Raw genomic sequence first — 24,862 nt, 5'->3', positions numbered from 1 at the left:
GGAACGCGGGAACGGCGGCTAGCGCCGCGCCTTCGACGTCCGGCGGGGCTGACCCGCCGTCGCGACGACGTCCCGCGCTCGCCGACGTTCCCACCACCGGTACGCCACCCGTACCCCCGGCGGAAACAGCCTGCGGATCGCCTCCCGGCGCTCCGGTGGTGCCTCGTCGAGGAGCCACGCGCACAAGGCCGCGCCGGACGCCAGGCCGAACGGCTGCCGCTGGGCCGCGTCGTAGTCGGCCCATTCGCCGGCGGTGATGTGCTCCTCCAACAGCGGCAGGACGAGGGCTTTTTGGGCGTCGAGATAGGCGGTCAGCGCCTCGTCCAGTGCTGTCATGTACTCCGCCGTGCGGCTCGCCGGTCCGCGCCCCGCGAGGCAGTCGTCGACCGTCACCGCGAGCAGGGTGACGCGGCGGCGCGCGCGTTCGACGGGGCCGGCGTCGACGGGGAGTTTGCGGCGGCGCAATACCGGCCAGAGCGTGGTGCGTTCGGCGGCGAGGTGGGTGCGGAGCCGTTCCTGGAAGTCGGTCCATGCGGGTGTCGTCACCGGAAAGCAGCTCCGCGACCAGACGAGCAGCCGCCGCGTGTCGCGGCGCAACGCGTCGTGGACGGCGTCCACGAGCAGGAGGTCGACTCGCCCGTCACGGGTGGGATGGCGGGGGAGCGAGGGCCGGGGGAGTGGGGGTCGGGGCGGGGTGGAGTGCATGGCGGAGCCTCCGGAGGTCATGCGTCGGGCCCGTCGTCGCGGGCCGGTTCACCCGCGGGGGATGGTCCTGCGACCAGGGCCGATTCGGGGGATGGCCCGGCAATCACGGCCGATCCGGCGGACGGCCCTGGGACCGGGACCGACTCGGCCGACGGCTTGCGGACCTGGTCGGCGAAGTACCAGCGGGACAAGCCCACCCGGAGCCGCCGGCCGAGGGTGGTCCGCCGGGCGACTCCGTTGTGGTCGACGGGCGGGCCGAGGGCGAGCGGCTCGTACTGCTCGTGTGCGGCGAGGCGGTGCCGTTCCTCCGCGTCGAGCGGGGCGTGCACCTCGACGAAGCCGCCGTCCGGGAGCTTCTTCACGATCCCGGTCTCGCGGCCGTGCACGAGCTTGTCGCGGTCCCGGAGTTGCAGGCCCTTCGCCCAGCGGACGGTGACCTGGTAGGCGATCACCGGGGCGACGAAGAACGCGATCCGCCCGGCCCAGGTGATGGTGTTGAGCGACAGGTGGAAGTGCGTGGCGATGATGTCGTTGGCGCCGCAGACCCACAGCACGCCGTAAGCCGCGATCCACGCGACGCCGAGCCCGGTCCGCACCGGCATGTTGCGCGGCCTGTCCAGCAGATGGTGCTCGCGGTCGTCGCCGGTGATCCACGCCTCGATCCACGGATACGCCGCGATCAACGTGAACATGATCCCGGGCACGATCACCGCGGGCAGCAGGATGTTGAGGCTCAACGTGTGGCCCCACGCGCTGATTTCCCAGTTCGGCATGATCCGCAGGGCGCCTTCGAGGAAGCCCAGATACCAGTCGGGTTGGGAACCCGCACTGACTTGCGCCGGATGGTACGGCCCGTACGACCAGATCGGATTGATCTGGACCAGCCCGCCGAGCAGCGCGGTGGCGCCGAAGACCAGGAAGAAGAATCCGCCTGCCTTCGCCAGGTACACCGGTACGAACGGCGCTCCCACCACGTTGTTTTCGGTGCGTCCGGGACCCGGGAACTGGGTGTGCTTGTGGTAGAAGACCAGGATCAAGTGGATCGTCACCAGCCCCACCATCAATGCGGGCACCAGCAGCACGTGCAGCGTGAAAAGTCGCGGAATCACCTGGTCGCCCGGGAACTCCCCGCCGAACAGGAAGAATTGCAGGTACGTGCCGACGACCGGGATCGCCAGCACCACCCCGTCCGCGATCCGCAGCCCGGTACCGGACAGCAGATCGTCCGGCAGTGAATACCCCGCAAACCCGTTCAGCAGCGCCAATACGAGCAGCAGGAAGCCGAACAGCCAGTTGATTTCACGCGGTTTGCGGAACGACCCGGTGAAGAAGTGCCGGAACATGTGCACGAACAGTGCGGCGATGAAGATGAGCGCCGCCCAGTGGTGGATCTGGCGGATCATCAGACCGCCGCGCACGTCGAAGCTGATGTCGAGCGTGGACTTGTAGGCCTGCGACATCTGCACGTGCTGCAGGGGCACATAGGAGCCGTCGTAGACGACCTGTTCGCTGCTCGGATGGAAGAAGAACGTGAGGAAGACCCCGGTCAGCAGCAGCGTGACGAAGCTGTACAGCGCGATCTCGCCGAGCATGAACGACCAGTGGTCCGGAAACACCTTCCGCAGATACGGCCTGCCCAGCCGGTAGATGCCGAGGCGCTCGTCGACGGCGTCGACGCGGCGCACGCCCTTGCCGTCCGACCCGGACGTACCTGCGGATATGCCACCGGACGCGCCTCCGGGCGGCTCGCCCCTGGCGGCGGCGGTGGCCGTGGAATTCGATGCGCTCATAGCGGGTCCTCTGCTCCGTGCGCGTGCCGGCGGTCGTGTTCCCAGGACGAACCGGCGCCGGGATCTGTGACGTACGACGGACGCGGCCGCCGGAGCCGCGACGCCCTGACACCACAGGGACACCGGCGCCCGACCGGCCGTGACAGCACGCGGATGTGACCTGCGCCACCCTCCTTCCCCGGCCTGCCGATGTCACAGCGGGCGCCCGTGGTTCGTCTGGGCTCACGAACGCGGCCACCCCACGAGAGGAACCACCCGCCATGACCACCATCGGCATCGTCATCGGCAGCACCCGCCCCGGCCGCATCGGCCCCGCCGTGGCCGCCTGGGTCCACGACCTGGCCGTGGAACACGCCGGACAGCAAGCGAAGTTCGAGGTCATCGACGTCCAGGACTACGCGCTGCCGCTCCTCGACGAACCGTTGCCCGCCATGCGCGCCGCCGGCGGGCACCCGCACACCAGGCGCTGGGCGGAACGCATCGAGGCCTGCGACGCGTACGTCTTCGTCACGCCCGAGTACAACGCGAGCCCGCCCGCGTCCCTGACCAACGCCATCGACTACCTGTACGCCGAGTGGAATTCCAAGCCGATCGCCTACGTCGGCTACGGCGTCTTCGGCGCGGTCATGGCCGTCCAGAAGCTCCGCGCGCAAGCGGGCGTGCTGCGGATGGCCGACATCGGCCCGCAGGTGACGCTCACCCTGAACGACGACTTCGTCGCCTTCACCGAGTTCCGCCCGCAGGAGACGCAGGCCGCGCGCCTGCACGGGCTGGTCGACGAACTGCTCGCCTGGTCGCAGGCCCTCGCCGTGCTGCGCACGTCGGCCGCCGCGTGACCGCTCGCCGACGAGTGAAACGCCCGCCGTAGCATGCCGCCGTGGACACCGGACGGAACGTCGGCGCCGGGCGGGGACGGGCGCGGTTGGGGCATACCGGCTCACTCGACTGCGTGCCGCTGTTCTGGGGGCTCGCCCGGACCACGGCACTCCTGGACGTCGACCTCGTCGCGGACACCCCGACCGCGCTCGCCCGGCGGCTCCTCGCCGGCGACCTCGACGTCGCGGCGGTCCCCGCCGTCACCTACCTGCGGCACAGCGACGACCTGCTCGCGCTGCCGGGCATCGCGTCCGGCAGCGACGGGCCGATGATGTCGTCGGTCCTCGTCGGCACCGCCGACCCCGGCGAACTGCACGGCGCCACGGTCGCGTTGACCCTCGCCGGGCCCACGCGGGCCGCTGACCCGAGCCGCCCCGCCGTGCCGCACGACGCGACGGCCCCCATGTCACACCCGCCCCCGGCATCTCGTCTCGGTCGGCAAGAGACTCGGAAGGGTGATCATCATGCGGGTGTTCGTAGCAGGTGGGACCGGAGTGCTCGGGCGGCGGCTCGTGCCGCTCCTCGTGGCGCGCGGGCACCAGGTCACGGCGACCACGACCAGTGCGGCCAAGCTGGGTTCCGTGCAGCGACTCGGTGCGGACGGGGTCGTGATGGACGGGCTGGACGCCGCGTCCGTCGGCGAGGCGGTCGCGCAGGCGCAGCCCGACGTGATCGTCCACCAGATGACCGCGATCGCCGGGAAGCCCGACATCAAGCACATGGACCGCTGGTTCGCCGTCACCAACCGGCTCCGCACCGAAGGCACCGACCACCTGGTGGCCGCCGCCGCGGCCACCGGTGTGCGGCACTTCGTCGCGCAGGGCTACGCGAGTTGGAACGGTCTCCGCGAAGGCGGCTGGATCAAGACCGAAGACGACCCGCTCGACCCGATGACCGGCACCTCCGCGGCCCCCGGCATGGCCGCGATCCGGCACGTCGAAGAGGCCGTCCTGGCCGTCGACGGCGCGGTCCTGCGCTACGGCTCCCTCTACGGCCCCGGCGCCACCGACGACCAGGTCGACCTGATCCGCAAGCGCCAGTTCCCGCTGGTGGGCAGCGGCGCGGGCCACTGCTCCTGGCTGCACCTCGACGACGCGGCAAGCGCCACCGTGCTCGCCGTCGAAAAGCAGGCCCGCGGCGTGTTCAACATCGTCGACGACGAACCCGCCCCCGCCGACGACTGGCTCCCCTACCTCGCGCAGTGTGCGGGGGCGAAGCGCCCGATGCGGGTCCCGGTGTGGCTCGCGCGGCTGCTCGCCGGACCGGTGGCGGTCGCGATGATGACCGAGGGCCGCGCCTTCTCCAACGCCAAGGCCAAGCGCGAACTCGGCTGGGAGCCGGACCACGCGTCCTGGCGCCAGGGTTTCGCGAACGAACTGAGCCGGTAGAAGCACCGACGGCGCGGCGCCCGCAGGCTTGAGCCCGAGGGCACCGCGCCGTCATGGCGAGCCGAAAGCCAACGACCTACTCACCCACGAACCGCAGATACCGTTCCGCCGACCTCCGGACCGCCCCCGCCCCGTCCTCCGTCACGACGCGTCCCCAGAACGCCCCGTAAATGCGGTCGAACGCGAACGGCTCCACCAGGTCGAGCGCCCGCCGGATCGTGCTCGGCCGCTCGGGGATGTAGTTGGGGATGCTGTACATGAAGCTCACCCAGCGGCGGTCCATCACCACCATGAAGATGTCCCCGCTGAACAGCGCCCCGCGGCCTTCCGGGTCCGACGCCCAGTGCAGCACCGTGCCCCCGGCGAAGTGCGTTCCGGCGTTGATCAGCGTCATGCCGGGGGCGATCGGGTGGGTGTCGCCGGACCAGTACTCGATCAGCGGGTCCGGGCGCCCGACCCAGTCGCGGTCCGCGGCGTGGACGTAGACCGGCGCGTCGAAGACCCGGCCCCATTCGGTCATCACGCCGTAGAAGTGCGGGTGGCTGACGGCGATCGCGCTGATGCCGCCGAGTTCCTCGATGCGGGCGGCGAGGTCGTCGTCGAGGTAGCCCACGCAGTCCCACAGCACGTTGCCGGACGGGGCGCGGATCAGCAGCGCGCGCTGCCCGACCGCGACCGACGGTTCCGCGCCGACGCCGACGACGCCGGGCCCTTCCTCGCGGAGCCGGCCGTGCCGGCCGCCCGCGCGAAGGTCCTCCAGGGTGAGCCATTGCTGGCCTTCCCAGCCGACGTACTGGCGTTCGTCGAGGCACACCGGGCAGTCGTCGCGCGGTCCGGCGTACTGGACACCGCAGGTCGCGCAGATGGGCAGCCGCAGACCCGCGGTGGAAACGGTGCGCCGCGGCGCGGCATCGGAAGACGACATGGGACTCTCCTCCCCAACGAATCCGGGGTCAGCGGGCGAGGTCGGCGGTTTCGCCGAGGCGGGTGAGCTTGTGCGGGTTGGCGACCACGTAGATGCGGGCGATCCGGCCGTCCTTCACCTGGACGCTCACCGCCGCCACCTGTCCGTCGATCTCCACGCGGCCCGCGGGCGCGCCGTTGAGCCACACCGCCGCGGTGTCCACGACGCGGTCGGTGCGGGCGAGCAGTGCGGCGACCACGTCGGCGCCGTGCACGGGGGCGGCCGCGGCGGGGACGACGCCGCCGCCGTCGGCGGTGAGCACGACGTCCGGGGCCATGACGTCCAGCAGGTCGAGAAGGCGGCCGGTGCGCAGCGCGGCGAGGAACCGCTCCACGACGGCGGCCTGCTCCGGCGGGCTCACGGCGACGCGCGGCTGCCGGGCGCTCACGTGGTCGCGGGCGCGGCGGGCGATCTGCCGGACCGCGGCGGCGGACTTGCCGACGGCCTCGCCGATTTCGCCGTACGGCATGTCGAACACCTCGCGGAGGACGAAGACGGCCCGTTCGGTGGGGCCGAGGGTCTCCAGCACGGTCAGCATCGCCATCGAGACGCTTTCCGCCAGCTCGACGTCCTCGGCGACGTCCGGGGTGGTCAGCAGCGGCTCGGGCAGCCACTCGCCGACGTAGTCCTCGCGGCGCCGGGCGAGGGTCCGCCGCCGGTTGAGGGCCTGCCGGGTGACGATCCGGACGAGGTAGCCGCGCGGGTCGATCACTTCCGTCCGGTCGACCTCCGCCCAGCGCAGCCAGGATTCCTGGAGCACGTCGTCCGCGTCGGCGGCCGAGCCGAGCATTTCGTACGCGACCGTGAACAGCAGGCCGCGGTGGGTGACGAACGGGTCTTCTCGGGTCTCGGGCATGCCGTGATGTCCTCCTTGCCAGGTGCTTTCGGACATCAAGACACCACACGGCCCGCGAATGTGACATCCGCCGGGCGCGCGGTCGGCGTCGCGTTTTCGCGACCGCGGGAACAACCGGGGACGGGCCGCGGGAACAACCGAAGAAATCACCGCGGGAAAGCCCGCGGGCGAGAACCGAGGAGGACGGCCGGTCGGGTCAGTCCCGCGGCGCCAGCGGCCCGAGCGTGGTCAGTTCGACCATGTTCCCGGCCGGGTCGGCGACGAACGCGGCCCAGTTCTCCCCGTTGTGGAAGGGTTCGAACGGGAACGCCACCCCGGCCGCGCGCAGTTCCGCGATCAGCGGGTCGAAGTCGCCGTCCGCGACGTGCAGGGCGATGTGCGGGAGCCCGCCGCCGTGGGTCGGCATGTCGTCGGTCTCGACGAAGTGCAGCTGCAGGTCGCCGACGCGCAGCCACATGCCGGGCACGCCGAGTTCGGGGCGGGGGAGTTCCTCGCAGCCGAGCAGGTCCAGGTAGAAGCCGCGGGCGGCGTCGAGGTCGGTGACGGCGATGCCGATGTGGCTGTAGCCGCGGACGCGCGGTCGGGCGGGCGAGGTCTCGGTCATGGGCGTGCCTCTCCGTGGCGGGCCGGGACGACCGGGAACGGTCCGCGGCATTGTGGCACGCACCGGGCATTGTCGAACAGGGGCTTCGGTTAGTCGAACCAGTGCAGGGTCCGCCTCGACCGGGCCGGCTCAACCGAGCCGCGTCGGCCGAACCGCGTCAACGGAAGCCGCCTCGCTCGAAGCCGTCTCGGCCGAAGTCCGGCGGCGTCCACGCCAGTGCCCGCTCGCGTTCCAGGGCCAGCGCCTCGTCGAGTGCCAGTCCCGCGCCGTCGTCGTACAGCGCGAGCGACGCGGCCACCACGGCGGCGTGCGTCTCGGCCGCGGCCGCCGCGACGCGGCGCACGTGCGCGTCCAACTCCTCGGGCGGGACGACCGCCGTGACCAGGCCGACGCGCAGCGCCTCCGCGGCGTCGAGGCGGCGGCCGGTCGCGGTCATCTCCTTCGCGAGCCGGATCCCGACCGTGCGCGGCAGCAGCGCGGACATGCCCCAGCGCGGCAGGACGCCGAGCCGGGCGTGCGTGTCGGCGAACCACGCGCGGTCGGACGCGACGATCCACGCGCAGCTCAGCGCGAGTTCCAGCCCGCCGGTGACGCACGCGCCGTCGACCGCGCAGACCACCGGCTTGCGTACGGCCCGCAGCGCCGCGCCGGGATTGGTCGGCGGCAGGGCGCCGCCGAGGGCGGCGATCTCCTTGATGTCCGCGCCCGCGCAGAACACCGGGCCGACGGCGCGCAGCACCACGGCGGCGACCGTGTCGTCCGCGTCCGCCTCCGCGCAGAGCCGCTCCAGGTCCTGCCGCATGGCCAGGGTCAGCGCGTTCTTGGCGGCGGGACGGTCGATCACCAGGTGCAGGACGGCGCCGTCCCGCTCGGCGCGCAGGCTCATCGGCCGCCGTCCAAGCGCCGGTTGTCCCACGAGACCGGTGCGCGGACGGGGGTGATGCGCAGCAGCGCGCGGCGGGAGTCGTAGCGGACCCGGGCCGATTCGGGCATCTCCGCGCGCGGGGTGCGGAACCCCGCGTACTTCGCGTCGAAGAGGGCATCGACGTCCGCCCAGTCCGGCGCGGGGTCGACGACCGCGCGGCCGGAGATCTGCACGGCGCGCAAGTCCGTCCACTGCTCACCGGATTCGACGAGGAACGCGACCTTGTCGTCCTTGCGGACCCGGGTGAACTTGTGGGTCGCGGCGGGTCCGGCCACCAGGATCTCCCGGTCCCGCACCGCGAACCACACGGGGAGCGTCACGGGGAAGCCGTCCGCGCGCATCGTGGTGAGGATCCCGGTGTGTGCGGCGGCCAGCACCTCCCACGCCTCGTCGTCGGACAGCGCCACGCCCATGCCGGTCTCCCGCGGTCGATCTGATGACCCGTCAGCATAGCAATCGCTTTACTCCGTCCATAGTGCTCACTATGGTCGGTCGCGATGCGGTCCGCGTTCCAACGACGGAGGCGATCGACATGGGTGACGTGCTGTCCGGAACACGAGTGCTCGACCTTGCGCACGGAATCGCCGGCCCGATGGCCGCAATGCTCATGGCCGACCACGGCGCCGACGTCATCCGCATCGACGCGCCGGACGGCGGCCCGCTGCCCGACCTGCCCGGCCGCCGGGTATGGAACCGCGGCAAACGCGGCACCGTCCTCGACCTCACGTCCGCGGACGGCCGTGCCGCCCTCGACGCCCTGATCCGCGACGCCGACGTGCTGATCGAGTCCTTCAGCCCCGCCACCCGCGCCCGCCTCGGCCTCGCCCACCCCCGCCTCGCCGCACTCAACCCGCGCCTCGTGCACTGCTCCATCACCGCCTACGGCGACGGCACCCGGGACGCCGAACGCCCCGGCTACGACGCCCTCGTCGCCGCCCGCATGGGCCTGCACTGGGAGAAGCGCGGCTGGCCCGGCGGCGGCATCAACCGCCAAGCGGGCCTGCCCGACCCGTTCGCCGGCATCGACGTCCCCAAGGGCGCCGTCGAAGGACCCGAACGCGACGGCCCGCTCTTCGCCGGCGTCCCGCTGCCCAGCATCGGCGCGTTCCACCTGGCCTCGGTCGGCATCAACGCCGCCCTGCACGCCCGCCTGCGCACCGGCCGCGGTCAACACGTGTCGACCTCGCTGGCCCAAGGCGTCCTCGCCGCGGTCATCGGCGGCTGGCAGCGCATGGAGCACACCGACCGGCCGTACCTGCAGACCTGGATCCCCGACCGGCGCGCCCCCATGGGCATCTTCCGGTGCGCGGACGGACGCTGGGTGCACAACTGGGTGCCCAACCCGTCGTGGATCCTCACCATGGGCGGCCTCGACTCGCTCGACGACGCCCCCGACGCGATCGTCGTCGGCCGCGGCCACCGCCGCGACCCCGACCGGCTCGGCACCGAGCCGGAGAACCTGGTGATCCTGCACCACTACTTCCCGCTCATGGCCGAGGCGTTCGCGAAGTTCCCGGCCGCCGAGTGGGAACGCGCGGGCGCCCGCAAAGGCACCCCGATCCAGATCGTCCGGCCGCCGCGCGACGCGCTCTCCGACCCGTGGTGGATCGCCGACGGATGCGTGGCCGCCTTCGACGACCCCGACGAAGGAGTCATCCGCGCCGTCGGACAGACGTACAGCGTCGAACGCGCGAGCAGTGCGCTGCGGGCCGGCGCCCCGCGCATCGGAACCCCCGGTGCCGACATCGCCTTCCGCGGGGCACGGCCGACGGCCGAACCCGGGCAGCGGAGCGACGGCGACGCGCCGGAGGCGCCGCTCGCCGGGGTGCGCGTCCTCGACCTGGGCCTGGCGATCGCCGGCCCGTACGGCTGCCAGGTCCTCGCCGACATGGGCGCCGACGTCGTCAAGATCAACGCCCTGCACGACGGCTACTGGCAGTGCAACCACATCGCCATGGTCGCCAACCGCAACAAGAAGTCCCTCGCGATCAACCTCAAGGACCCGCGCGGCATGGCCGTCCTGCACCGCCTGGTCGCCGCCGCCGACGTCGTCCAGCACAACATGCGCTACGACGCGGCCCTCCGCCTCGGCGTCGACGAAGACAGCCTGCGCGCCGTCAACCCCGACCTCGTCTACTGCCACACCCGCGGCTTCGAAAGCACCGGACCGCGCGTCGGCCTGGCCGGCAACGACCAGACCGGCGCCTGCCTGGCCGGCGTCGAATGGGAAGACGGCGGCATGGACGACGGCGGCCGCCCCATCTGGTCCCGCGCCAACTTCGGCGACACCGGCAACGGCTTCCTGTCCGCGATCGGCATCATCCAGGCCCTCACCCGCCGCGACCGCACCGGGCAGGGCGCCCGCGTCGACACGTCCATCGTGTACGCCCAACTCCTCGCCGCCGCCGCGGCCGGCGCCCACGTCCGCGCCGACGGCAGCGAACCCGACCGGCCCCGAATGGACGCCGAGCACCACGGAATGGGGCCGTTCTACCGGCTCTACCGCTGCGCCGACGACCGGTGGCTGTGCCTCGCCGCGGTGACACCCGCGCAGCGCGCCGCGCTGACCGCGGCGCTCGCGGAACCGCCGTCCGGAGTCACGCCGTCGGCCGCCACCGACGAACTCGCGGCCCGCCTGGAAGGCGTGTTCGGGCAAGCCGACGCGGAGACCTGGGCCGCGCACCTCGACCACGCGGGCGTGCCGGCGGAGATCAGCTCGGAGACGTTCTCCCTCGGCGTCTTCGACGACCCCGAGATGATCGAACGCCGCTGGGTCGCCTCCTTCGACCACCCCTACGTCGGCCGCCTCGACACCGCGGGACTCGGCGTCGACCTGTCCGACACCCCCGGCGTCCTGTGGGGGCCGACCCCGGTCGTCGGGGAGCACTCGCGCGAAGTCCTGACCTCCTACGGATTCGGCGACGACGAAATCGACGAGCTGATCGCGGCCGGCGTCGTCCGCGCCTGGCAGCCGGGGGAGCCGGTCCTGCCCGGCACATGAACCGCCTTTCCTTGCCGGGGAGATCCCCTCTTCGAATCTTTCCCTTCGGACCTTTCTCTTCGGACCGTTCTCTTCGGAGGTGACGAACGTGGCGCTGGTCCAGCCCCCGCATGCCACGCCCGACGACGCGTTCTTCTGGAACGCCGTCGCCGCAGGCCGCCTGGCCCTGCGCCGCTGCGCGGCGTGCGGCCGCGTCCAGCAGCCGCCGACACCGCTGTGCCCGGCCTGCGGCGCCGACGACCACGAGACCTTCGCACCGGAACCGCACGGACGCCTGCTCAGCTGGGTCGTGCCCCGCCACCCGGCGGCCGCGCTGCCCGAACAGACCATCATCGCCCTGGTGGAACTCACCTGCGGGGCACGGCTGGTCACCAACCTCCGGGATGCCGGCCCGGAGACGCTGCGGATGGACCTGCCGGTCGAGATGTTCGTCGACACCCTCGACGGCGTCGCGCTCCCGCAGGCCCGCCCCGCCGCGGGAGTGCTCGCATGAGCCGCCCCCCGTACGCCGACCGCGCCGCGATCGCCGGCATCGGCCACACCGAGTACTCCAAGAACTCCGGCCGCAGCGAACTCCGCCTCGCCTGCGAAGCCTCCCGCGCCGCGATCGCCGACGCCGGACTCACCCCCGCCGACATCGACGGCACGGTGACCTTCACCCTCGACACCAACGCCGAGAACGCGCTGATGAACACCCTCGGCATCCGCGAAGTCGCGTGGATGTCCCGGACACCGAACGGCGGCGCGGGCGCCGCGGCGACCGTCCAGCACGCCGCCGCCGCCGTCCACGCCGGACTGTGCCGCAACGTCCTCGTCTACCGGGCCTTCAACGAGCGCTCCGGCAACCGGTTCGGCGTCCAGGACGGCCCGCTGCGCGCACCCAACGAGAACTGGCACGCCCCCTACGGCCTGCGTACCCCCGCCGGGCTCTACGCCCTCTGGTACCACCGCTGGATGCTCGAACGCGGCATGACCAACGCCGACCTCGGCCACTACACCGTGGCCGCCCGCGCCTACGCCGCCACCAACCCGCACGCCTGGTTCCACGGCCGCCCGATCACCCACGACGACCACCAGAACTCCCGGTGGATCGTCGAACCCGTGCTGCGCCTCCTCGACTGCTGCCAGGAATCCGACGGCGGCGTCGCCCTCGTCGTCACGAGCACCGAACGCGCCCGCGACCTGCGCGACGGCCCCGTCGCCCGCATCGCCGCCGCCGCCCAGGCCGACGTCTTCGGCGGCGTCACGACGACGAACTATTACCACGACGACCTGGCCTCGTTCCCCGAAGCCGAGGCCGTCGGCCGGAAACTGTGGGCCGCCTCCGGCCTGGGCCCATCCGACATGCAAGCCGCCATGCTGTACGAGAACTTCAGCCCGGTCGTGTTCATGCTCCTGGAAGCCCTCGGCTTCTGCGGGCGCGGCGAATCCGCCGGATTCGTCCGCGACGGCCACCTCGGGCCGGGCGGCAAGCTGCCCGTCAACACGCACGGCGGCCTGCTCGGCGAGGGCTACATCCACGGCATGAACAGCATCGTCGAAGCGGTCCGCCAGATCCGCGGCACCGCCGCCAACCCCGTCCCGAACGTCGAACACGTCCTGGTCGCGGCCGGCCCCAGCGGGCTGATCCTGGGAGCCGAACGGTGACGCCGACGTGGCCTTCCCCGAGGAGAACCCGATGACCACGGCGCCCGAACGCCTGATCTCCGCCGACTCGCACGTCCGCCTCACCCAGCCGCAGATCAAAGCGCACATGCCCGCCGCCATTCACGACGAATACGACCAGGCCCTCGGCACCCTCGCCGCGAACATGCGCCGCTCGATGGGCGCCGGACAGGCCAACACCCAGTCGCTGGAGAACCGCTCGTACCCGTCGGCGAACCGCCCCGGCTACGCCGACCCGCACGCCCGGCTCGCCGACATGGACACCGACGGCGTCGACGTCGAGGTGCTCTACTGCGAGGTGTCCGGCTTCCGCTACCTGTACCTGATGCAGGACGGCTGGCGCGCCGCGTCCCGCGCCTTCAACGACGCCCTGGCCGAGTTCGCGGCGGCGGACCCGCGGCGCCTGGTGCTGTCGTACCAGATCCCCATCCACGACATCGACCACGCCGTGGCCGAAGTGCGCCGGGTGGCCGCGGCGGGCGCCAAGTCCCTCCAACTCCCGGTCAACCCCTCCGAACTGGGCCTCCCCGACTACTACGACGACCGCTACGTGCCGCTCTGGACCGCGATCAGCGACCTCGGCCTGCCGGTCTGCCTGCACATCGGCCTCAACACCGTCCTCGACGACCTCGCCCGCCGCGACCCCACCCGCGGCAAGGGCATCATGGTGCCGGTCACCGCCCTGATGACCGCCGAAGCGTTCGGCATGTTCGTGTGCACGGGGGTTTTGGAGCGCTTCCCCGACCTCAAACTCGTCTTCGTCGAACCCGGCCTCGGCTGGGTGCCCTGGTGGCTCAACACCGTCGACGACCAAGTCACCCGACAGGACTACGACTTCGGCCTCAAGGAACTGCCCAGCCACTACTTCCGGCGGCAGATCCACGTCACCTTCATCGAAGAGCCGCACGCCCTCGGCAAGCTGCGGCACGACATCGGCGTCGAGAACATCCTGTGGTCCACCGACTACCCGCACCCGGTGTCGAGCTGGCCGCGCTCCCGGGAACTCGTCGACGAGCAGTTCGCCGGCATCCCCGCCGACGAACGCACGCTCATCCTGTCCGGCAACGCCCTGCGAGTATGGAACTTGTGACGACCCGCCCCACCTCCGGCCCCCCGGACGACACCACCCGCGGCAAAGTGATCCAGGCGACCCTGGAGTGCATCCTCGACACGGGCTTCTACCGCGCCAGCTCCAACGAAATCGCCCGCCGCGCCGGCGTCTCCTGGGGCGTCATCCAACACCACTTCGGCACCCGCGAGGCCCTCATGGTGGCGGCCCACCGCGCCGGTGCGGCCCGCCTCGAACACCTCGTCGAGGAAGCCGACGTCAGCGGCCCCACCCCGGCCGAACGCCTCACCCGCTACTGGGACCTCCTCAACTCCTACTACGGCCGCCCGGAGTACCTGGCGTCCCTCCAGATCTCGCTCAACCTGACCCGTGACCCCGCGGTCTCCGCCGAGGCCTCGGAAACCATCGTCACCATCAACGAGCGCACCCAGAAACGCTTCATCGACCTGGAGCACGAAGTCCTCGGCGGCGCCCCCACCACCCCGGGCTTCCTTTTCCACACCCTCCGCGGCCTGGCCCTCAGCCACGTGGTCCTGGAAGGCATCACCCCGACGGAACTCAAAGCCCAACGCCACCCGGAGAACCGCCCCGCGCATGCCCGGCAACTGATCGCGGCGCTGGCGAAGCAACTGGAGTGAGGGCTGGGGGCCGGGTCCCCCGGGGCGAGTCCCGATCCACCCGGACACGGCTCGGGCGCCGGCCGGAACCCGACCGACACCCGAGACGGCCGTTGTTCGACCCCGTCGGCTACGCAGCCGCCGCGAACACCGGCAGGTAGCCCTGCGCCTGTCCGGTGGCGGTCGGGTGGTAGGACTCGTCCACGGGCAGTGTCGTGCTGTGCAGCCATGCGGAACCCGAGCAGACCTCGTGGCCGGTGAACGGCGGACGCACGTCGCCGAACGTGAAGCCGGCGTCCGCGGCACGCTTGGCGATCACCGTGTCCAGCTCGTCCGCGGCCCCGTTGAGCGCCCGGCGCTTCGTGTCGCCGATGCCGAACCAGCACGACCCGCCGATCTTGTACAGGCGCGAGTAGCCCATCACGACGACGTGCGCGCCGGGCGCCCGCGACTTGATGGCCGCGTACACCTGGTCGAGCAGCCCCGGCAGCTGGTTGTCCGCGAATGCCCGCGCCTTGGCGACCGCGTTCAGGCACGAGTTCTCCGACTGCAGGACACACGTCGTCATCACGTCGGCGAACCCGGCGTCGTTGCCGCCGATCGAAATGCTGACCAGCGTCGTGGTCGAAGTCACCGCACTGATCTGCCCGTTCAGCACATCACCGGTCTTCGCCCCGGAACACGCCACGAACGCAAACGACGACGGCGCATGCGCCGCCGCCCACAAGGCCGGGTAGGCCTTCGTGCTGCGTTTGCAGTTCCCGCTGGCCCCGTCGTAACTCCCGGCACCCACGCCGGCCGAGTACGAGTCCCCCAAGGCGACATAGCGCCCCGTCTGCGCCTGTGCAGACGGGGCGAGCAACCCGAGCCCGAGTACCGCGAGAAGGAAAGCAAGAACGGCGGACATTCCCGCCGGCAGTGCACGTAACGAACATGCTTGGCGCATGGACACCTCCGCTGTCGGGAAAGCGCGTCCCATATGTAACAGCGAACGAAGATCGTTGGAAGTTGTCACGCAATCTTCCCTTCGGCGCTGACCCGAACGGGTCAACCGTCAAGGGGAGAAGCTCTTGTCCAGGCTGCGGCCGCCGTCCCGCCGGAGCCCGCGCCCGGCCGCGGAGGGGGCGAGCGGGGGAGCGCAGGCTTCCGCTCCGCGGGCGAACCCGGGGGTCTTCATCCGGTCGTGCGGGCTGGGCTGCAGGGTGGCGGCGAGGAAAGACCGGGTGCGGCGGCTGATCTGCTCGGCGATGGCGGCGCCGCCGTTGGCCTGTTCCGTGTGTCCGCCGCCCATGACCCACAGACGCACGTCCCGCCCCGCCCGCCGGGCCTTGTCGACGAACGCCTCGATGTGGGCCAGCGGAGACCGGATGTCGTCCCGTCCGCCGATCAGCAGCGCGGGGACCCGCAGCTTGTGCGCGTTGGCCAGCGGCCAGGTCTTGGACAGATCGCGTCCCATGAAGAAGGTCTGCGCGATCGAGCGTTTCACCGACGGCCAGATGCCTTTGTCCCGCACCAGCCCGTGCGGGTCGACCGCGGGAACCTTCGCGACCACCGAGCGCCATCGGTGCGGCTGGTGGATCCCGGCCGACAAAGCCAGCGTGCCGCCCCAGGAGTTGCCCATGATTCCGCACCGGCCGCGATCGATCACCCCGCGGCGGGTGAGGTGGTCCTGCACCGAGGCGATGTCCGCGAGCTGGCCCATGATCGCGTCGCGCTGGCCGATCGCGATCGCGCCGAGCCCTTGGCCGGTGGACCCGGTGTAGTTGACGCGGACGACCGCGAAGCCGTCGGCGTTCAGCGCATGCTCGTCGGCATTGAAGACGTCCGTGTCGTGGGCGAACGGGCCGCCGTGGATCATGAACACCGAGGGCCATCCCGCCTGCGGCCGCGGGCCCTTCGGGACGCTCACGGAATAGGGCACCCGCACGACGTCGGTGCCGTGGCCGCGGGTCGTCTTCGTCGTGCCGTAGCTGCGGTCCACCGCCCCGTCCACCGGCGCGGGGCCCTGCCACGGCGCACCCGGGCCGACCTCGCCGGTGCGGGTGTCCACGGCGACGAAGCCCCGACGGTGCCGCGGACCGCTCACCGCGAGCAGCACGCGATGGTCGTCCAGAACGGTGAGGTTGGTCGTCGGCACGGGCGTCCCGGCCACCAGGCGGTTCTCCACACCGAGGCCGTCCGGCAGCCGGACCCGGCGGGTACTGCGGTCCTCGAGGTCGTGCAGGTACACGGCGGTCCTGCCCTCCCGGTGCGCCGTCACCAGCAGTTTGCCCGGCGGGATCGGGTTCCCCTCGGCATCGTTGCCGGCGGGCAGCCAGGAACCCGTCAGGTCCGCGTGCCTCAGGTCCGGGCCGGTCACCCGGACCGACTCGCCGGTCACCACGTCCACGACCGACAGACCGATCCACTCCTGCGGGGAGCGGTCCTCGTACAGCAGCCGCCGGTCGCCGGGCACCGGCGAGAACTCCGCACGCCGGAAGTGCGCCCAACGGACCGCCGGAACCTGCAGGACGACATGGCCCGTGACGACATCGCGCACATGCAGGTGCTTGTTGAAGACGTTGTCCTCGGCGACGTACGCCACCGCCGCGTAACGCCCGTCCGCGGACAGCGCGTTCACCATGGACATCCCGCCGAGGTAGGTGCCGATGGGGGAGGCCTGCAGCGTGGCGTCGATCCGGTAGAGATGCGTGTCGTCGCCGACCGCGACACCCGCGATGGTCACGCGGCCCGTGGTCTGGAAACCACCCACGCCGATGCCCTCCGGCATATACCGGACGGGTACGGCCGCGCTCGGCGGCTCGTCCAGCCGCTGTCTGACCCAGCGGCCCGTCTCGGTGCCGCCCTGGGCCTTGAACCACCACACGGCCGCACCGTCCGGTTCGACCTCGTAATGCATCACCTGGGCCCCGTCGGGCGTCAACTGCCGTGCCTGATCCGGATTTCCGGGATCGACCGCGAACAGCGCCGTGCCGTCGGCAACCGTCCTGCGGACCACCGCAATTCCGGCGTCCCCGCCGCCCGGGGTTTTGATCTCCAGATCTGCCATACCGTCAGATTGGCAGAGCGTCGCGGCGGCATCCGCGCATTCTGCTCCGCAGTCCTCACCCCGCGCCGGAATCGTCCTTGCGCGCCACCCCCGCGTACATCCACACGCGGTCCGACCCGCCCCGCGGCGTCCGCGCCGGCCGCCAGTACGGCGTCGGCACGACACCCGGCGACACCGGCGTCAGCCCGCCGAACAGCGCCCGGATCGCGGGGCGCGAGCGCAGGGTCATCGGCGTCGGGAGGTGCGCGTAGGCAGCGGCGGCGCCGCGGGCCGAGTCCGGGTTGATGCCGTCGGTGGCGTGGGAGAGGACGAGGAGGCTGCCCGGGGCGAGTGCGGCCATCAGCGTGCCGATCGCCCCTCGGGGGTCGTCGCCGTCGGCGAGGTAATGCACGACGGCGGTGAGGATCAACGCGACCGGCCGATCCAGGTCGAGGACGTCGCGCAGGCCCGGATCCCGCAGCAGTTCCTCCGGGTTCCGCAGGTCCGCGGCCACCACGCCCGTGGCCGCCCCAGGGCGGGCCAGCAGCGCGCGGGCATGGGCGAGCACCATCGGGTCGTTGTCGGCGTACACGACCCGGGTGTCCGCGCGGGAGTAGTCGTACGGGTCGCCCGCCGTCGGCAGCCCCGTCCCGACGTCCAGGAACTGGTGCACGCCGGACGCCGCCGCGAACGCCACCGCCCGCCGCAGGAAGGCCCGGTTGGCGCGGGCCATCGCGCGGAGTTCCGGAGCCGCCGCCAAAGCGTTCTCGGCGGCTTCGCGGTCGGCGGCGAAGTTGTCCTTGCCGCCGAGGTAGTAGTCGTACATCCGCGCCGGATGCGCGGTGTCGGTGCGCAGTTGGGCGCGCGGCGCGACCGCCCGCGGCGCGCACGCCAGGTGCGGGGCGCCCGGGGCGCGGTTGGCGCGGGGGGCTTCCGGGGCCTGGCACACGACGCGTGCGCGGGCGCCGCGCTCGTCCGACGGCATCGGCGTCACAGGCTCTCCGCTCGGGTCACGCCGGACCCCGGCCGGGGAGGGCACACGCCCGCCCCGGCCGGAATCCCGCTCGTTCCGCAGCCCCGCCGCCGCGGCGGGGAAGACCACCGCGGCGGGGCAAGGCCGAAAAGGGATTCAGCGGCGCAGGAACTCCGCCACCACACCGTTGAAACGCTCGGCTTCCTCGACGAACGGCACATGGCCGCTCTCCGCGAACCGCTCGACCTCCGCGTCCGGCAGGGCCTCGGCCAGCCACCCGCCCAGGTCGCCCGGGAACACCTTGCTCTGCTCGCCGTACACCAGCAGCGTCGGCACGGTGACGCGCGGCAGGACGGGGCGGAAATCGGCGTACGCCATGTCGAACCACACGTCCAATGCCGCCTCGGTCGGCGTCTGGGTGGTCTCCGCATACGCCGCGTCCACCGCATCCGACGGCGGGGTCTTCGCGAAGCACGCCTCGATGAACGGCTTGATCGCCAGCGGCCGAGCATGCCGCACGGTCTGCGTGAACTCCGCCAGGTCCAGGCGCGAGTAGCCGCCGAGCAGCGGGAACCGCCAGTCCGGCCCGTCCAGGAACCGGGGCGACTGGTCGACGAAGACGGCACCGCGTACGTTGTGGCATCCGAACTGTTCGACGTACGACAGGATCACCGCGGTTCCCATCGACCAACCGACCAGCGTGGCGTCGGTCAGCCCGAGCCGGTCGAGGAGTTCGCGGACATCCCGGGCGTACTGCGCGAGCGTGTGCCCGTCCGGTGTCTTGCCCGACCGGCCGTGCCCGCGGAAGTCCGGGGCTATCACCCGGTTTCCGGCCGCCAGCGCGGGGATGTTGCCCGCCCAGAACGAGCTGTTCATCGTCCACCCGTGCAGCAGGACGACCGGCCGGCCCGTGCCGTGGTCCTCGTAGTACAGCGGCAGCGAGTCCGACAACTCGACGTAGGGCATGCGCGGTTCCTCCTGGCTGGGTCGTTTCGCGCCGGCTCGGCGCACGCACGGTGTAGCCGTCCGGAAAGTCTGCGTGAACCGGCGGCCCGGCACCCCGTTCGCGCGGGGGGTTGCATCAGGGTTGTGAGACCGCCGCCGCCCGCCTGTAGCGTGGGCGGCATGTCGGATCGACAGCGCGCGGGGGCGCGGGACCGGGCATCACGCGGCGGCACGTCTTCGGACGTCCGTACGCCGATCCGGGCATCCTGGGCCCGCGCGAGACGATCCGGCCTCGCCCCGGACGCCTACCTGCCGCCCGTGCCGCTCGTCGACGACGACCTCGAACACCGCCGCCAGGCCAGCCCGCTCGCGCACGTCTGGCCGCTGCTGCGCCGTTCGCTCGCCAACGCGACCAGCGGACCCAGCCAACTGCTCTTCCTGAGCGACGCCGAAGGCCACCTGCTGTGGGTGGAAGGCGAACACGCCACGCTGCGCGTCGCCGAACGCGCCCACCTGCTGCCCGGCGCCCTGTGGAGCGAAGACGCCGCGGGCACCAGCGGCGTGGGGACGACCCTCGCCACCGGACGCCCGTTCCAGGTCTTCGGCAGCGAGCACTTCCTTTCCGCCGCCACCGCGTTCACCTGCACCGGGACGCCCATCCACGACCCCGGGGACGGCCGCCTCCTCGGCGTCCTCGACTTCACCTGCGCGGCCCGCGACTGGCAGCCGCTCGCCGTCGCCCTGCTGGACACCGCCCGGCGGCTCGCGGTCTCCGAACTCGGCGCGTCCCGGCTCCGCGAGGAAGCCCGCGTCCGCACCCGCTACGTCGACCGCCTCGCCAAACGCCTCGGCACCCGCAGCGCGATCGTCGCCCCGGACGGCCGCGTCGTGCACGCCGACCCGCCCGGCTGGCTCCCCTCCCGGCTGCCAGGGAAACCCGCGGAAGGCCCGGTCCTGCTACCGGGCGGACAGGCGATCCTCGTCGAACGCCTGTCCGCGGGGGGCCTGTTCCTGGTCACCGCGGGGAGCGACCTGGACGGATTCGCGGTCGACCCGGTCCTGCGCTTCCGCGGCCTCGGCCGGGCCCGGGCCATCGTCGAGGTGGCCGGTACCACGCACGAACTCGGCCGCCGACACAGCGAGATCGTCGCGCTGCTGCTCGCCGAACGCGGCGGCATGAACGCCAAGGCCCTGGCCGCCGAGGTCTACGGCCCGCAAGGCCGGCCGATCACCGTCCGCGCGGAACTGGCCCGGCTCCGCGCGGTCCTCGGCCACCGGCTGGCGTCGGAACCGTACCGGCTGACCGAGGACTGCGAGGCCGACTTCCTCGACCTGGACCGGGACCTGTCCACCTGCCCCGCGGACGTGCTGCTCGACCGCTACCCGGGCCCGCTGCTGCCGGGCTCGACGGCACCGGGGGTGGTGGCCCTGCGCGCGAGGTTGGCGGAACGCCTGCGGCGCCGGGTGGAGGGGAGCGGCGACGCGGACACGGTGATCCGGTGGGAGGGGTCGCCGCACGCACGCGGCCACGGGACCTGACCCGACGGGTTCAGTTCGCGGCCGGCGTGTCCGTCGGCGGCAGCCGCGCCACTTCGGAGAGGGGGTGGGGGGCGGCTTGGGGTCGGTTGTGGGCCGGGCGGGGCCGGGGTGCGGGCGGGGGCGAGCGGGTGGGGTCGCGTGGCGGCTTCGAGGGGTTCAGTAGCGGGCGATCACGTCGTCGGCGAAGCGGCGTACGGCGTCGAGGCGGTGCCGCGCGGCGGTCGGGTCGTCCGCGGGGTAGGCCCACCACGGCGAGGCCTGGCATTCGGTGACGCCGGCTTCCTCAAGACGCCGGTAGCCGTCGAGGTCGGCGATGTCGACCGGCATGACCTTGATCTCGAACGGCAGGTGGTCGCGCCCGTACTCGGCCCGCAGTTCGCGGAGCCGGGCCGTGGCGGCGACGATCTGGTCGGACGTGGTGTTGACCGAGATCCAGCCGTCGCCGAGGCGGGCGGCCCGGCGCAGCGCGGGCTCGCTGTGGCCGCCGACGTACACCGGCAGCGGGTTCCGCGGCGCGGGGCTGATCATGAGGCGGCCGAAGTCGTAGTGCTTGCCGTGGTACTCGACCCACTGCGGGCCCCCGCCCCCGCAGACCGCCTTGACGATCTCGATCGCCTCGTCGGTGCGTGCGCCGCGCGTCCGCATCTCGGTGCCGGTGTACGCGAACTCCTCGGGCATCCACGACAGCCCGACGCCGAGCCCGAACCGCTCCCCGGACATGACCGCCATCGACGAGACCTGCTTGGCCGTCAGCAGCGGGTCGCGGAGGGGGAGCTTGAGGACGTTCGTGTAGAAGCGGATCGTGCGGGTGACCGCGGCCATCGCGGGGATCGCGGTGAACGGGTCGACGTAGACGGTGTCCGGGGCCCAGAACCGTTCGCCGTCGTCGGTGTACGGGTACTTTGCGGACACCGACTCGGGGTAGAACACCGAATCGGGCATCGCGACGGACGCGTAACCGTGCTCCTCGGCCGCTTGCGCCAGCCCGAGGAGCTGGTCGGCTTCGACGAGGGCGGCGGCGAGAGTCCACTTCATGGGCTTGTCCTTGCGGGTCGGGCTCGGCGGTCTGATTCTGCGGTAAGGCTTTGGGGCTTTGCGGTGTCGTGTGGGTGGGGCGATCCGGGCCGGCTTGCTCAGGCGTCGCGGAGCGCGAACATCACCGAGACCAGGACCGCGGGTTCGTCGTCGAGCGGGCGCCACCGGTGGTCGGTGCCGCGCTGCACCATGACGTCGCCGGTACGGAGGGTGCTCACCACCGGATCGGTGCTCTTCTCCGCGGCGAGGTCGAGCGCGAGGCTGCCGGACACCACGATGCCGACGTCGATCGTGGCCGTGGTGTGCCGGCCGGCTTCGCCCGGATCGTGCCCGGCGGCGAACTCCACGCGCCGCATGGCGACTCCGTCGCCGACCGGGGCCAACTGCCAGTGCCCGTCGGCGGTGCGGAAGTCGGTGCCGCCCTGGGCCACGTCGATGAGGGGGCCGCCGGTCTGCCACAGGTCGTACATGGCGATCTCACGGGGCGGGAATGCGGGGCGGGGCGGACCGAAGGAGGCGGCGTAGGAGCGTCCTTCGGGGTCGGTGGCGGTGATGAGGAGCCGGGGGGTGCCGGGGTTGTCGGCGTCTTGTGGTGCCGGTGCCGGTGCCGGTGCCGGTGCCGGTGTGGGTGTCGCCGTTGCGGTGGTGGGTGCGCCCGCCGGTGCCGCATCCGGTTCGGGAGACAGCAGCACCGACAGGAACGTGCAGGGGCTTTCGCTCAGGACCCGCCACCGGTGCCGGGTCCCGCGCTGGATGACGGCGTCGCCGGGCCGCAGTGCGTATTCGCCCGCGTCGAGCCCGAGCAGGATCTCCCCGTCGACGACGATCATGAGGTCGAGGGTCTCGCTCCGGTGCATGCCGGGCATCGCCGGATCGTCCCCGGGCACACGCAGCCACGCGTCGTCCTCGGGAGTCCCGGCCGGGATCCCCGGGAACCGGATCAGCCGGCACGCCGCCGCACCGGCCTGGGGGAACGCCCCGCGCATCCCGGCCGGCGGGTCGCCGCCGTCCTGCGCGGCGTCGCGCGGGGGCGCTTCGAACCACAGCAGCTCGGACAACCCGTGCCCGGACCGCGAGGCGACGGTGACCGCGGGGATGCCGTCCTCGGCGACTCCGTGCTCGGTCCCGGTGACCACCCGACGCACCCGGAACGCCTCACCGACCCCTGCCGCGCCGCGCCCGGCTCCGCTGTCGTCGACCACACGCGCTCCCTCAACTGATCTGACGGTACGTCAGGATTAGCAGGGGTGGGTGCAGGCGGCAAGGGGCGCGGGCGCTCAGCCGTCGTCGAGGGCGGAGAGGTCGCAGGTGGGGACGTGGATCCAGCCCTCGACTCGCGCGTGTTCCCGCTCGTCGGCCGTCTTCGGGGGCGTCGTGCGGCCCAGGACGACGGCCCGGGCCACGACGGCGGCGATCAGGGCGTCCAAGGCGTCGTGGGATTGCGGGCAGGGCTCATCGCCCTGGATGCCCTCGTCGACGCGTCGAGTCGGAGCTTGGCGAGGATCTCTCGGTGGATCGTGCGGCGGGTCCTTGCCGTACGGGCTCCGCGTCCGGCGCGACCGGCTATTCGAACGGACAAGCGATCCCGATTGTTCGCATCTTCCCATGGTCCATTCGGTCGGTCTGGTGCGCTTCTCGGTGGGAACACCGGCGGGCCCGGGGGAGTTTTTCCTCTGAGGTCGTGAGGGTGCGGTCTTGGTGGTGCGGTGGTCTTTCCGAGGAGGGTTCGTATGGCGGAGTCGGCAGGGGCGGGCGGTCGGCAGACCGCGGCGCTGGTCGGGGCGGCCGCGGTGGCCGGGGTGGCGGCGGCCGTGGGGTGGGTGGCGCGGGATCTGCCGGCCGAGTTCGGCGGGCGGGCGGAAGGGAAGCGGCTGGGGCGGATGCTGCGGTCGCCGCAGTTCCACGACGGCGCGTTCCGGAACCCGGTGCCGGCGAGCCTGGTCGAGGCTTCGGACGCGCCGGGCATGGTCGTGCAGATGCTGCGCGACCAGGAGACCCGCCGCCCGGCCGCGCCGGTGCCGCTGGTGGCGGAGCCGGTGGTGCCGGCGTCGCCCGACGGGGTGAGTGCGGTCTGGTACGGCCACGCGACCACGCTCGTCGAGATCGAAGGGCGCCGGGTGCTGTTCGACCCGGTGTGGAGCGAGCGGGTCTCGCCGTCGCAGTTGGTCGGTCCGCGGCGGCTGCATCCGGTGCCGGTGCCGCTGTCCGGTCTGCCGCAGGTCGACGCCGTGGCCATCTCGCATGACCATTACGACCATCTCGATCGCGCGACCGTTCTCGCTCTCACCGCCGGGCAGACCGCGCCGTTCCTGGTTCCGCTCGGCATCGGTGCGCACTTGGAGCGCTGGGGTGTTCCGGACGACCGGATCATCGAACTCGACTGGGAAGAGCGCGCCACGGTCGGCGACCTCACGTTCACCGCGACCGCTGCGCGCCATTTCTCCGGCCGTACGCTGCACCGTCGCAACGACACCCTGTGGGGGTCGTGGGTCGTCGCCGGGCCCAGCCGCAAGGTGTTCTACGCCGGTGACTCCGGTTACTTCGACGGTTACGCGCGGATCGGTGCCGAGCACGGGCCCTTCGACCTCACGCTGATGCCCATCGGTGCTTACAGCCCGAGCTGGCCCGACATCCATATGAATCCGGAAGAGGCCGTTGCCGCGCATCTTGATCTCGGGGGAGGGCTCCTGCTTCCGGTGCACTGGGCGACGTTCAACCTGGCGTTCCACCGCTGGTCGGAACCGGTCGAGCGGCTGTTGACCGCGGCGAAGACGAACGAGGTGCGGCTGGCTCTGCCGCGGCCGGGGGACCGGGTGGACACGACCGGGGTGAAGACGGACGACCGGTGGTGGGAGTTGGGCGGGTGAGATCGGGCGCCGCCG

23 protein-coding genes and 1 pseudogene are annotated in these 24,862 nt (G+C 72.1%); 10 read left to right on the top strand and 14 right to left on the bottom strand.

Annotation, left to right across the window (positions count from 1 at the left end; all coding sequences use genetic code 11):
• Nucleotides 1–18: 18 nt before the first annotated feature.
• Nucleotides 19–618 (bottom strand): hypothetical protein, encoded by a 600-nt coding sequence (locus ABEA93_RS08695; protein ID WP_345674767.1) that lies wholly within the window; start codon nt 616–618, stop codon nt 19–21.
• Nucleotides 619–722: 104 nt separating this feature from the next.
• Nucleotides 723–2,495 (bottom strand): cytochrome bc1 complex cytochrome b subunit, encoded by a 1,773-nt coding sequence (gene qcrB, locus ABEA93_RS08690; protein WP_345674766.1) that lies wholly within the window; start codon nt 2,493–2,495, stop codon nt 723–725.
• Between the two features lie 260 nt (nt 2,496–2,755).
• On the opposite strand from qcrB, the gene ABEA93_RS08685 reads away from it, so the two are divergent.
• The 3 genes and pseudogenes from ABEA93_RS08685 (at nt 2,756) to ABEA93_RS08675 (ending at nt 4,759) form a co-directional block, all read left to right on the top strand.
• Complete coding sequence (locus ABEA93_RS08685) at nt 2,756–3,331, top strand: NADPH-dependent FMN reductase (RefSeq protein WP_345674765.1); 576 nt, start codon at nt 2,756–2,758, stop codon at nt 3,329–3,331.
• 41 nt (nt 3,332–3,372) lie between these two features.
• Nucleotides 3,373–3,648: pseudogene (locus ABEA93_RS42105) on the top strand (MqnA/MqnD/SBP family protein); the annotation flags it as partial.
• Nucleotides 3,649–3,835: 187 nt separating this feature from the next.
• Nucleotides 3,836–4,759 (top strand): NAD-dependent epimerase/dehydratase family protein, encoded by a 924-nt coding sequence (locus tag ABEA93_RS08675; RefSeq protein WP_345674762.1) that lies wholly within the window; start codon nt 3,836–3,838, stop codon nt 4,757–4,759.
• Nucleotides 4,760–4,835: 76 nt separating this feature from the next.
• On the opposite strand, the gene ABEA93_RS08670 is transcribed toward ABEA93_RS08675, so the two are convergent.
• From ABEA93_RS08670 to ABEA93_RS08650, 5 genes are all read right to left on the bottom strand, one after another.
• Nucleotides 4,836–5,684 carry an MBL fold metallo-hydrolase gene (locus tag ABEA93_RS08670; protein ID WP_345674761.1) on the bottom strand — a complete coding sequence of 283 codons (849 nt, stop codon included), beginning with the start codon at nt 5,682–5,684 and terminating at the stop codon, nt 4,836–4,838.
• Between the two features lie 28 nt (nt 5,685–5,712).
• Nucleotides 5,713–6,579: an RNA polymerase sigma factor SigJ gene (sigJ, locus tag ABEA93_RS08665; RefSeq protein WP_345674760.1), complete on the bottom strand. Its 867-nt coding sequence runs from the start codon at nt 6,577–6,579 to the stop codon at nt 5,713–5,715.
• A gap of 196 nt (nt 6,580–6,775) precedes the next feature.
• Nucleotides 6,776–7,183 carry a VOC family protein gene (locus ABEA93_RS08660; RefSeq protein WP_345674759.1) on the bottom strand — a complete coding sequence of 136 codons (408 nt, stop codon included), beginning with the start codon at nt 7,181–7,183 and terminating at the stop codon, nt 6,776–6,778.
• 157 nt (nt 7,184–7,340) lie between these two features.
• The gene (locus tag ABEA93_RS08655) at nt 7,341–8,069 is read right to left on the bottom strand and encodes an enoyl-CoA hydratase-related protein (RefSeq protein ID WP_345674758.1); all 729 of its coding nucleotides are present in this window, start codon (nt 8,067–8,069) and stop codon (nt 7,341–7,343) included.
• Nucleotides 8,066–8,521, bottom strand: a complete 456-nt coding sequence (locus ABEA93_RS08650; protein ID WP_345674757.1) for a pyridoxamine 5'-phosphate oxidase family protein — start codon at nt 8,519–8,521, stop codon at nt 8,066–8,068. The genes ABEA93_RS08655 and ABEA93_RS08650 overlap by 4 nt, the downstream gene beginning before the upstream one ends.
• Nucleotides 8,522–8,640: 119 nt before the next feature.
• On the opposite strand from ABEA93_RS08650, the gene ABEA93_RS08645 reads away from it, so the two are divergent.
• The 5 genes from ABEA93_RS08645 to ABEA93_RS08625 all read left to right on the top strand — a co-directional run bounded on the left by ABEA93_RS08645 (nt 8,641) and on the right by ABEA93_RS08625 (nt 14,481).
• Nucleotides 8,641–11,109, top strand: coding sequence for a CaiB/BaiF CoA transferase family protein (locus ABEA93_RS08645; RefSeq protein ID WP_345674756.1), 2,469 nt, complete (start codon nt 8,641–8,643; stop codon nt 11,107–11,109).
• A gap of 88 nt (nt 11,110–11,197) precedes the next feature.
• Nucleotides 11,198–11,602 carry a Zn-ribbon domain-containing OB-fold protein gene (locus ABEA93_RS08640; RefSeq protein ID WP_345674755.1) on the top strand — a complete coding sequence of 135 codons (405 nt, stop codon included), beginning with the start codon at nt 11,198–11,200 and terminating at the stop codon, nt 11,600–11,602.
• Nucleotides 11,599–12,756 carry a thiolase C-terminal domain-containing protein gene (locus ABEA93_RS08635; protein ID WP_345674754.1) on the top strand — a complete coding sequence of 386 codons (1,158 nt, stop codon included), beginning with the start codon at nt 11,599–11,601 and terminating at the stop codon, nt 12,754–12,756. The genes ABEA93_RS08640 and ABEA93_RS08635 overlap by 4 nt, the downstream gene beginning before the upstream one ends.
• Nucleotides 12,757–12,787: 31 nt before the next feature.
• Nucleotides 12,788–13,864 (top strand): amidohydrolase family protein, encoded by a 1,077-nt coding sequence (locus tag ABEA93_RS08630; RefSeq protein ID WP_345674753.1) that lies wholly within the window; start codon nt 12,788–12,790, stop codon nt 13,862–13,864.
• Nucleotides 13,861–14,481 carry a TetR/AcrR family transcriptional regulator gene (locus ABEA93_RS08625; protein WP_345674752.1) on the top strand — a complete coding sequence of 207 codons (621 nt, stop codon included), beginning with the start codon at nt 13,861–13,863 and terminating at the stop codon, nt 14,479–14,481. The genes ABEA93_RS08630 and ABEA93_RS08625 overlap by 4 nt, the downstream gene beginning before the upstream one ends.
• A 109-nt stretch (nt 14,482–14,590) precedes the next feature.
• On the opposite strand, the gene ABEA93_RS08620 is transcribed toward ABEA93_RS08625, so the two are convergent.
• The 4 genes from ABEA93_RS08620 to ABEA93_RS08605 form a co-directional block, all read right to left on the bottom strand.
• Entirely contained in the window at nt 14,591–15,367 is a 777-nt protein-coding gene (locus ABEA93_RS08620) for an SGNH/GDSL hydrolase family protein (protein WP_345674751.1), read from the bottom strand.
• 147 nt (nt 15,368–15,514) lie between these two features.
• A complete protein-coding gene (locus ABEA93_RS08615; RefSeq protein WP_345674750.1) occupies nt 15,515–17,509 on the bottom strand; it encodes an alpha/beta hydrolase family protein in 1,995 nt (664 codons plus the stop codon).
• A 55-nt stretch (nt 17,510–17,564) separates the two neighbouring features.
• Nucleotides 17,565–18,473, bottom strand: coding sequence for an SAM-dependent methyltransferase (locus ABEA93_RS08610; RefSeq protein ID WP_345674941.1), 909 nt, complete (start codon nt 18,471–18,473; stop codon nt 17,565–17,567).
• Between the two features lie 144 nt (nt 18,474–18,617).
• Nucleotides 18,618–19,427 carry an alpha/beta fold hydrolase gene (locus ABEA93_RS08605; protein WP_345674749.1) on the bottom strand — a complete coding sequence of 270 codons (810 nt, stop codon included), beginning with the start codon at nt 19,425–19,427 and terminating at the stop codon, nt 18,618–18,620.
• 159 nt (nt 19,428–19,586) lie between these two features.
• Here ABEA93_RS08605 and ABEA93_RS08600 point away from each other — a divergent pair, with 159 nt between their 5' ends.
• Entirely contained in the window at nt 19,587–20,945 is a 1,359-nt protein-coding gene (locus ABEA93_RS08600) for a GAF domain-containing protein (protein WP_345674748.1), read from the top strand.
• Between the two features lie 156 nt (nt 20,946–21,101).
• Here ABEA93_RS08600 and ABEA93_RS08595 read toward each other — a convergent pair whose 3' ends face one another.
• The 3 genes from ABEA93_RS08595 to ABEA93_RS08585 form a co-directional block, all read right to left on the bottom strand.
• Complete coding sequence (locus ABEA93_RS08595) at nt 21,102–21,980, bottom strand: TIGR03619 family F420-dependent LLM class oxidoreductase (protein WP_345674747.1); 879 nt, start codon at nt 21,978–21,980, stop codon at nt 21,102–21,104.
• Nucleotides 21,981–22,078: 98 nt separating this feature from the next.
• Nucleotides 22,079–23,182 carry a cupin domain-containing protein gene (locus tag ABEA93_RS08590; RefSeq protein WP_345674746.1) on the bottom strand — a complete coding sequence of 368 codons (1,104 nt, stop codon included), beginning with the start codon at nt 23,180–23,182 and terminating at the stop codon, nt 22,079–22,081.
• 75 nt (nt 23,183–23,257) lie between these two features.
• Nucleotides 23,258–23,407: a hypothetical protein gene (locus ABEA93_RS08585; RefSeq protein WP_345674745.1), complete on the bottom strand. Its 150-nt coding sequence runs from the start codon at nt 23,405–23,407 to the stop codon at nt 23,258–23,260.
• A gap of 303 nt (nt 23,408–23,710) precedes the next feature.
• Between ABEA93_RS08585 and ABEA93_RS08580 the strand changes: the two genes are divergently transcribed.
• A complete protein-coding gene (locus ABEA93_RS08580; protein WP_345674744.1) occupies nt 23,711–24,847 on the top strand; it encodes an MBL fold metallo-hydrolase in 1,137 nt (378 codons plus the stop codon).
• Nucleotides 24,848–24,862 lie beyond the last annotated feature (15 nt).

Source organism: Yinghuangia aomiensis (genome assembly GCF_039542225.1).
Lineage (GTDB): Bacteria > Actinomycetota > Actinomycetes > Streptomycetales > Streptomycetaceae > Yinghuangia > Yinghuangia aomiensis.
This window is presented reverse-complemented; position numbering and strand designations above follow the sequence as displayed.

What these genes read in the sequence shown, in the direction of transcription:
- qcrB (WP_345674766.1), bottom strand. Translation starts at nt 2,495, where the DNA reads ATGAGCGCATCGAATTCCACGGCCACCGCCGCCGCCAGGGGCGAGCCG.
- ABEA93_RS08685 (WP_345674765.1), top strand. Translation starts at nt 2,756, where the DNA reads ATGACCACCATCGGCATCGTCATCGGCAGCACCCGCCCCGGCCGCATC.
- ABEA93_RS08675 (WP_345674762.1), top strand. Translation starts at nt 3,836, where the DNA reads ATGCGGGTGTTCGTAGCAGGTGGGACCGGAGTGCTCGGGCGGCGGCTC.
- ABEA93_RS08670 (WP_345674761.1), bottom strand. Translation starts at nt 5,684, where the DNA reads ATGTCGTCTTCCGATGCCGCGCCGCGGCGCACCGTTTCCACCGCGGGT.
- sigJ (WP_345674760.1), bottom strand. Translation starts at nt 6,579, where the DNA reads ATGCCCGAGACCCGAGAAGACCCGTTCGTCACCCACCGCGGCCTGCTG.
- ABEA93_RS08660 (WP_345674759.1), bottom strand. Translation starts at nt 7,183, where the DNA reads ATGACCGAGACCTCGCCCGCCCGACCGCGCGTCCGCGGCTACAGCCAC.
- ABEA93_RS08655 (WP_345674758.1), bottom strand. Translation starts at nt 8,069, where the DNA reads ATGAGCCTGCGCGCCGAGCGGGACGGCGCCGTCCTGCACCTGGTGATC.
- ABEA93_RS08650 (WP_345674757.1), bottom strand. Translation starts at nt 8,521, where the DNA reads ATGGGCGTGGCGCTGTCCGACGACGAGGCGTGGGAGGTGCTGGCCGCC.
- ABEA93_RS08645 (WP_345674756.1), top strand. Translation starts at nt 8,641, where the DNA reads ATGGGTGACGTGCTGTCCGGAACACGAGTGCTCGACCTTGCGCACGGA.
- ABEA93_RS08635 (WP_345674754.1), top strand. Translation starts at nt 11,599, where the DNA reads ATGAGCCGCCCCCCGTACGCCGACCGCGCCGCGATCGCCGGCATCGGC.
- ABEA93_RS08630 (WP_345674753.1), top strand. Translation starts at nt 12,788, where the DNA reads ATGACCACGGCGCCCGAACGCCTGATCTCCGCCGACTCGCACGTCCGC.
- ABEA93_RS08620 (WP_345674751.1), bottom strand. Translation starts at nt 15,367, where the DNA reads ATGTCCGCCGTTCTTGCTTTCCTTCTCGCGGTACTCGGGCTCGGGTTG.
- ABEA93_RS08615 (WP_345674750.1), bottom strand. Translation starts at nt 17,509, where the DNA reads ATGGCAGATCTGGAGATCAAAACCCCGGGCGGCGGGGACGCCGGAATT.
- ABEA93_RS08610 (WP_345674941.1), bottom strand. Translation starts at nt 18,473, where the DNA reads ATGCCGTCGGACGAGCGCGGCGCCCGCGCACGCGTCGTGTGCCAGGCC.
- ABEA93_RS08605 (WP_345674749.1), bottom strand. Translation starts at nt 19,427, where the DNA reads ATGCCCTACGTCGAGTTGTCGGACTCGCTGCCGCTGTACTACGAGGAC.
- ABEA93_RS08600 (WP_345674748.1), top strand. Translation starts at nt 19,587, where the DNA reads ATGTCGGATCGACAGCGCGCGGGGGCGCGGGACCGGGCATCACGCGGC.
- ABEA93_RS08595 (WP_345674747.1), bottom strand. Translation starts at nt 21,980, where the DNA reads ATGAAGTGGACTCTCGCCGCCGCCCTCGTCGAAGCCGACCAGCTCCTC.
- ABEA93_RS08580 (WP_345674744.1), top strand. Translation starts at nt 23,711, where the DNA reads ATGGCGGAGTCGGCAGGGGCGGGCGGTCGGCAGACCGCGGCGCTGGTC.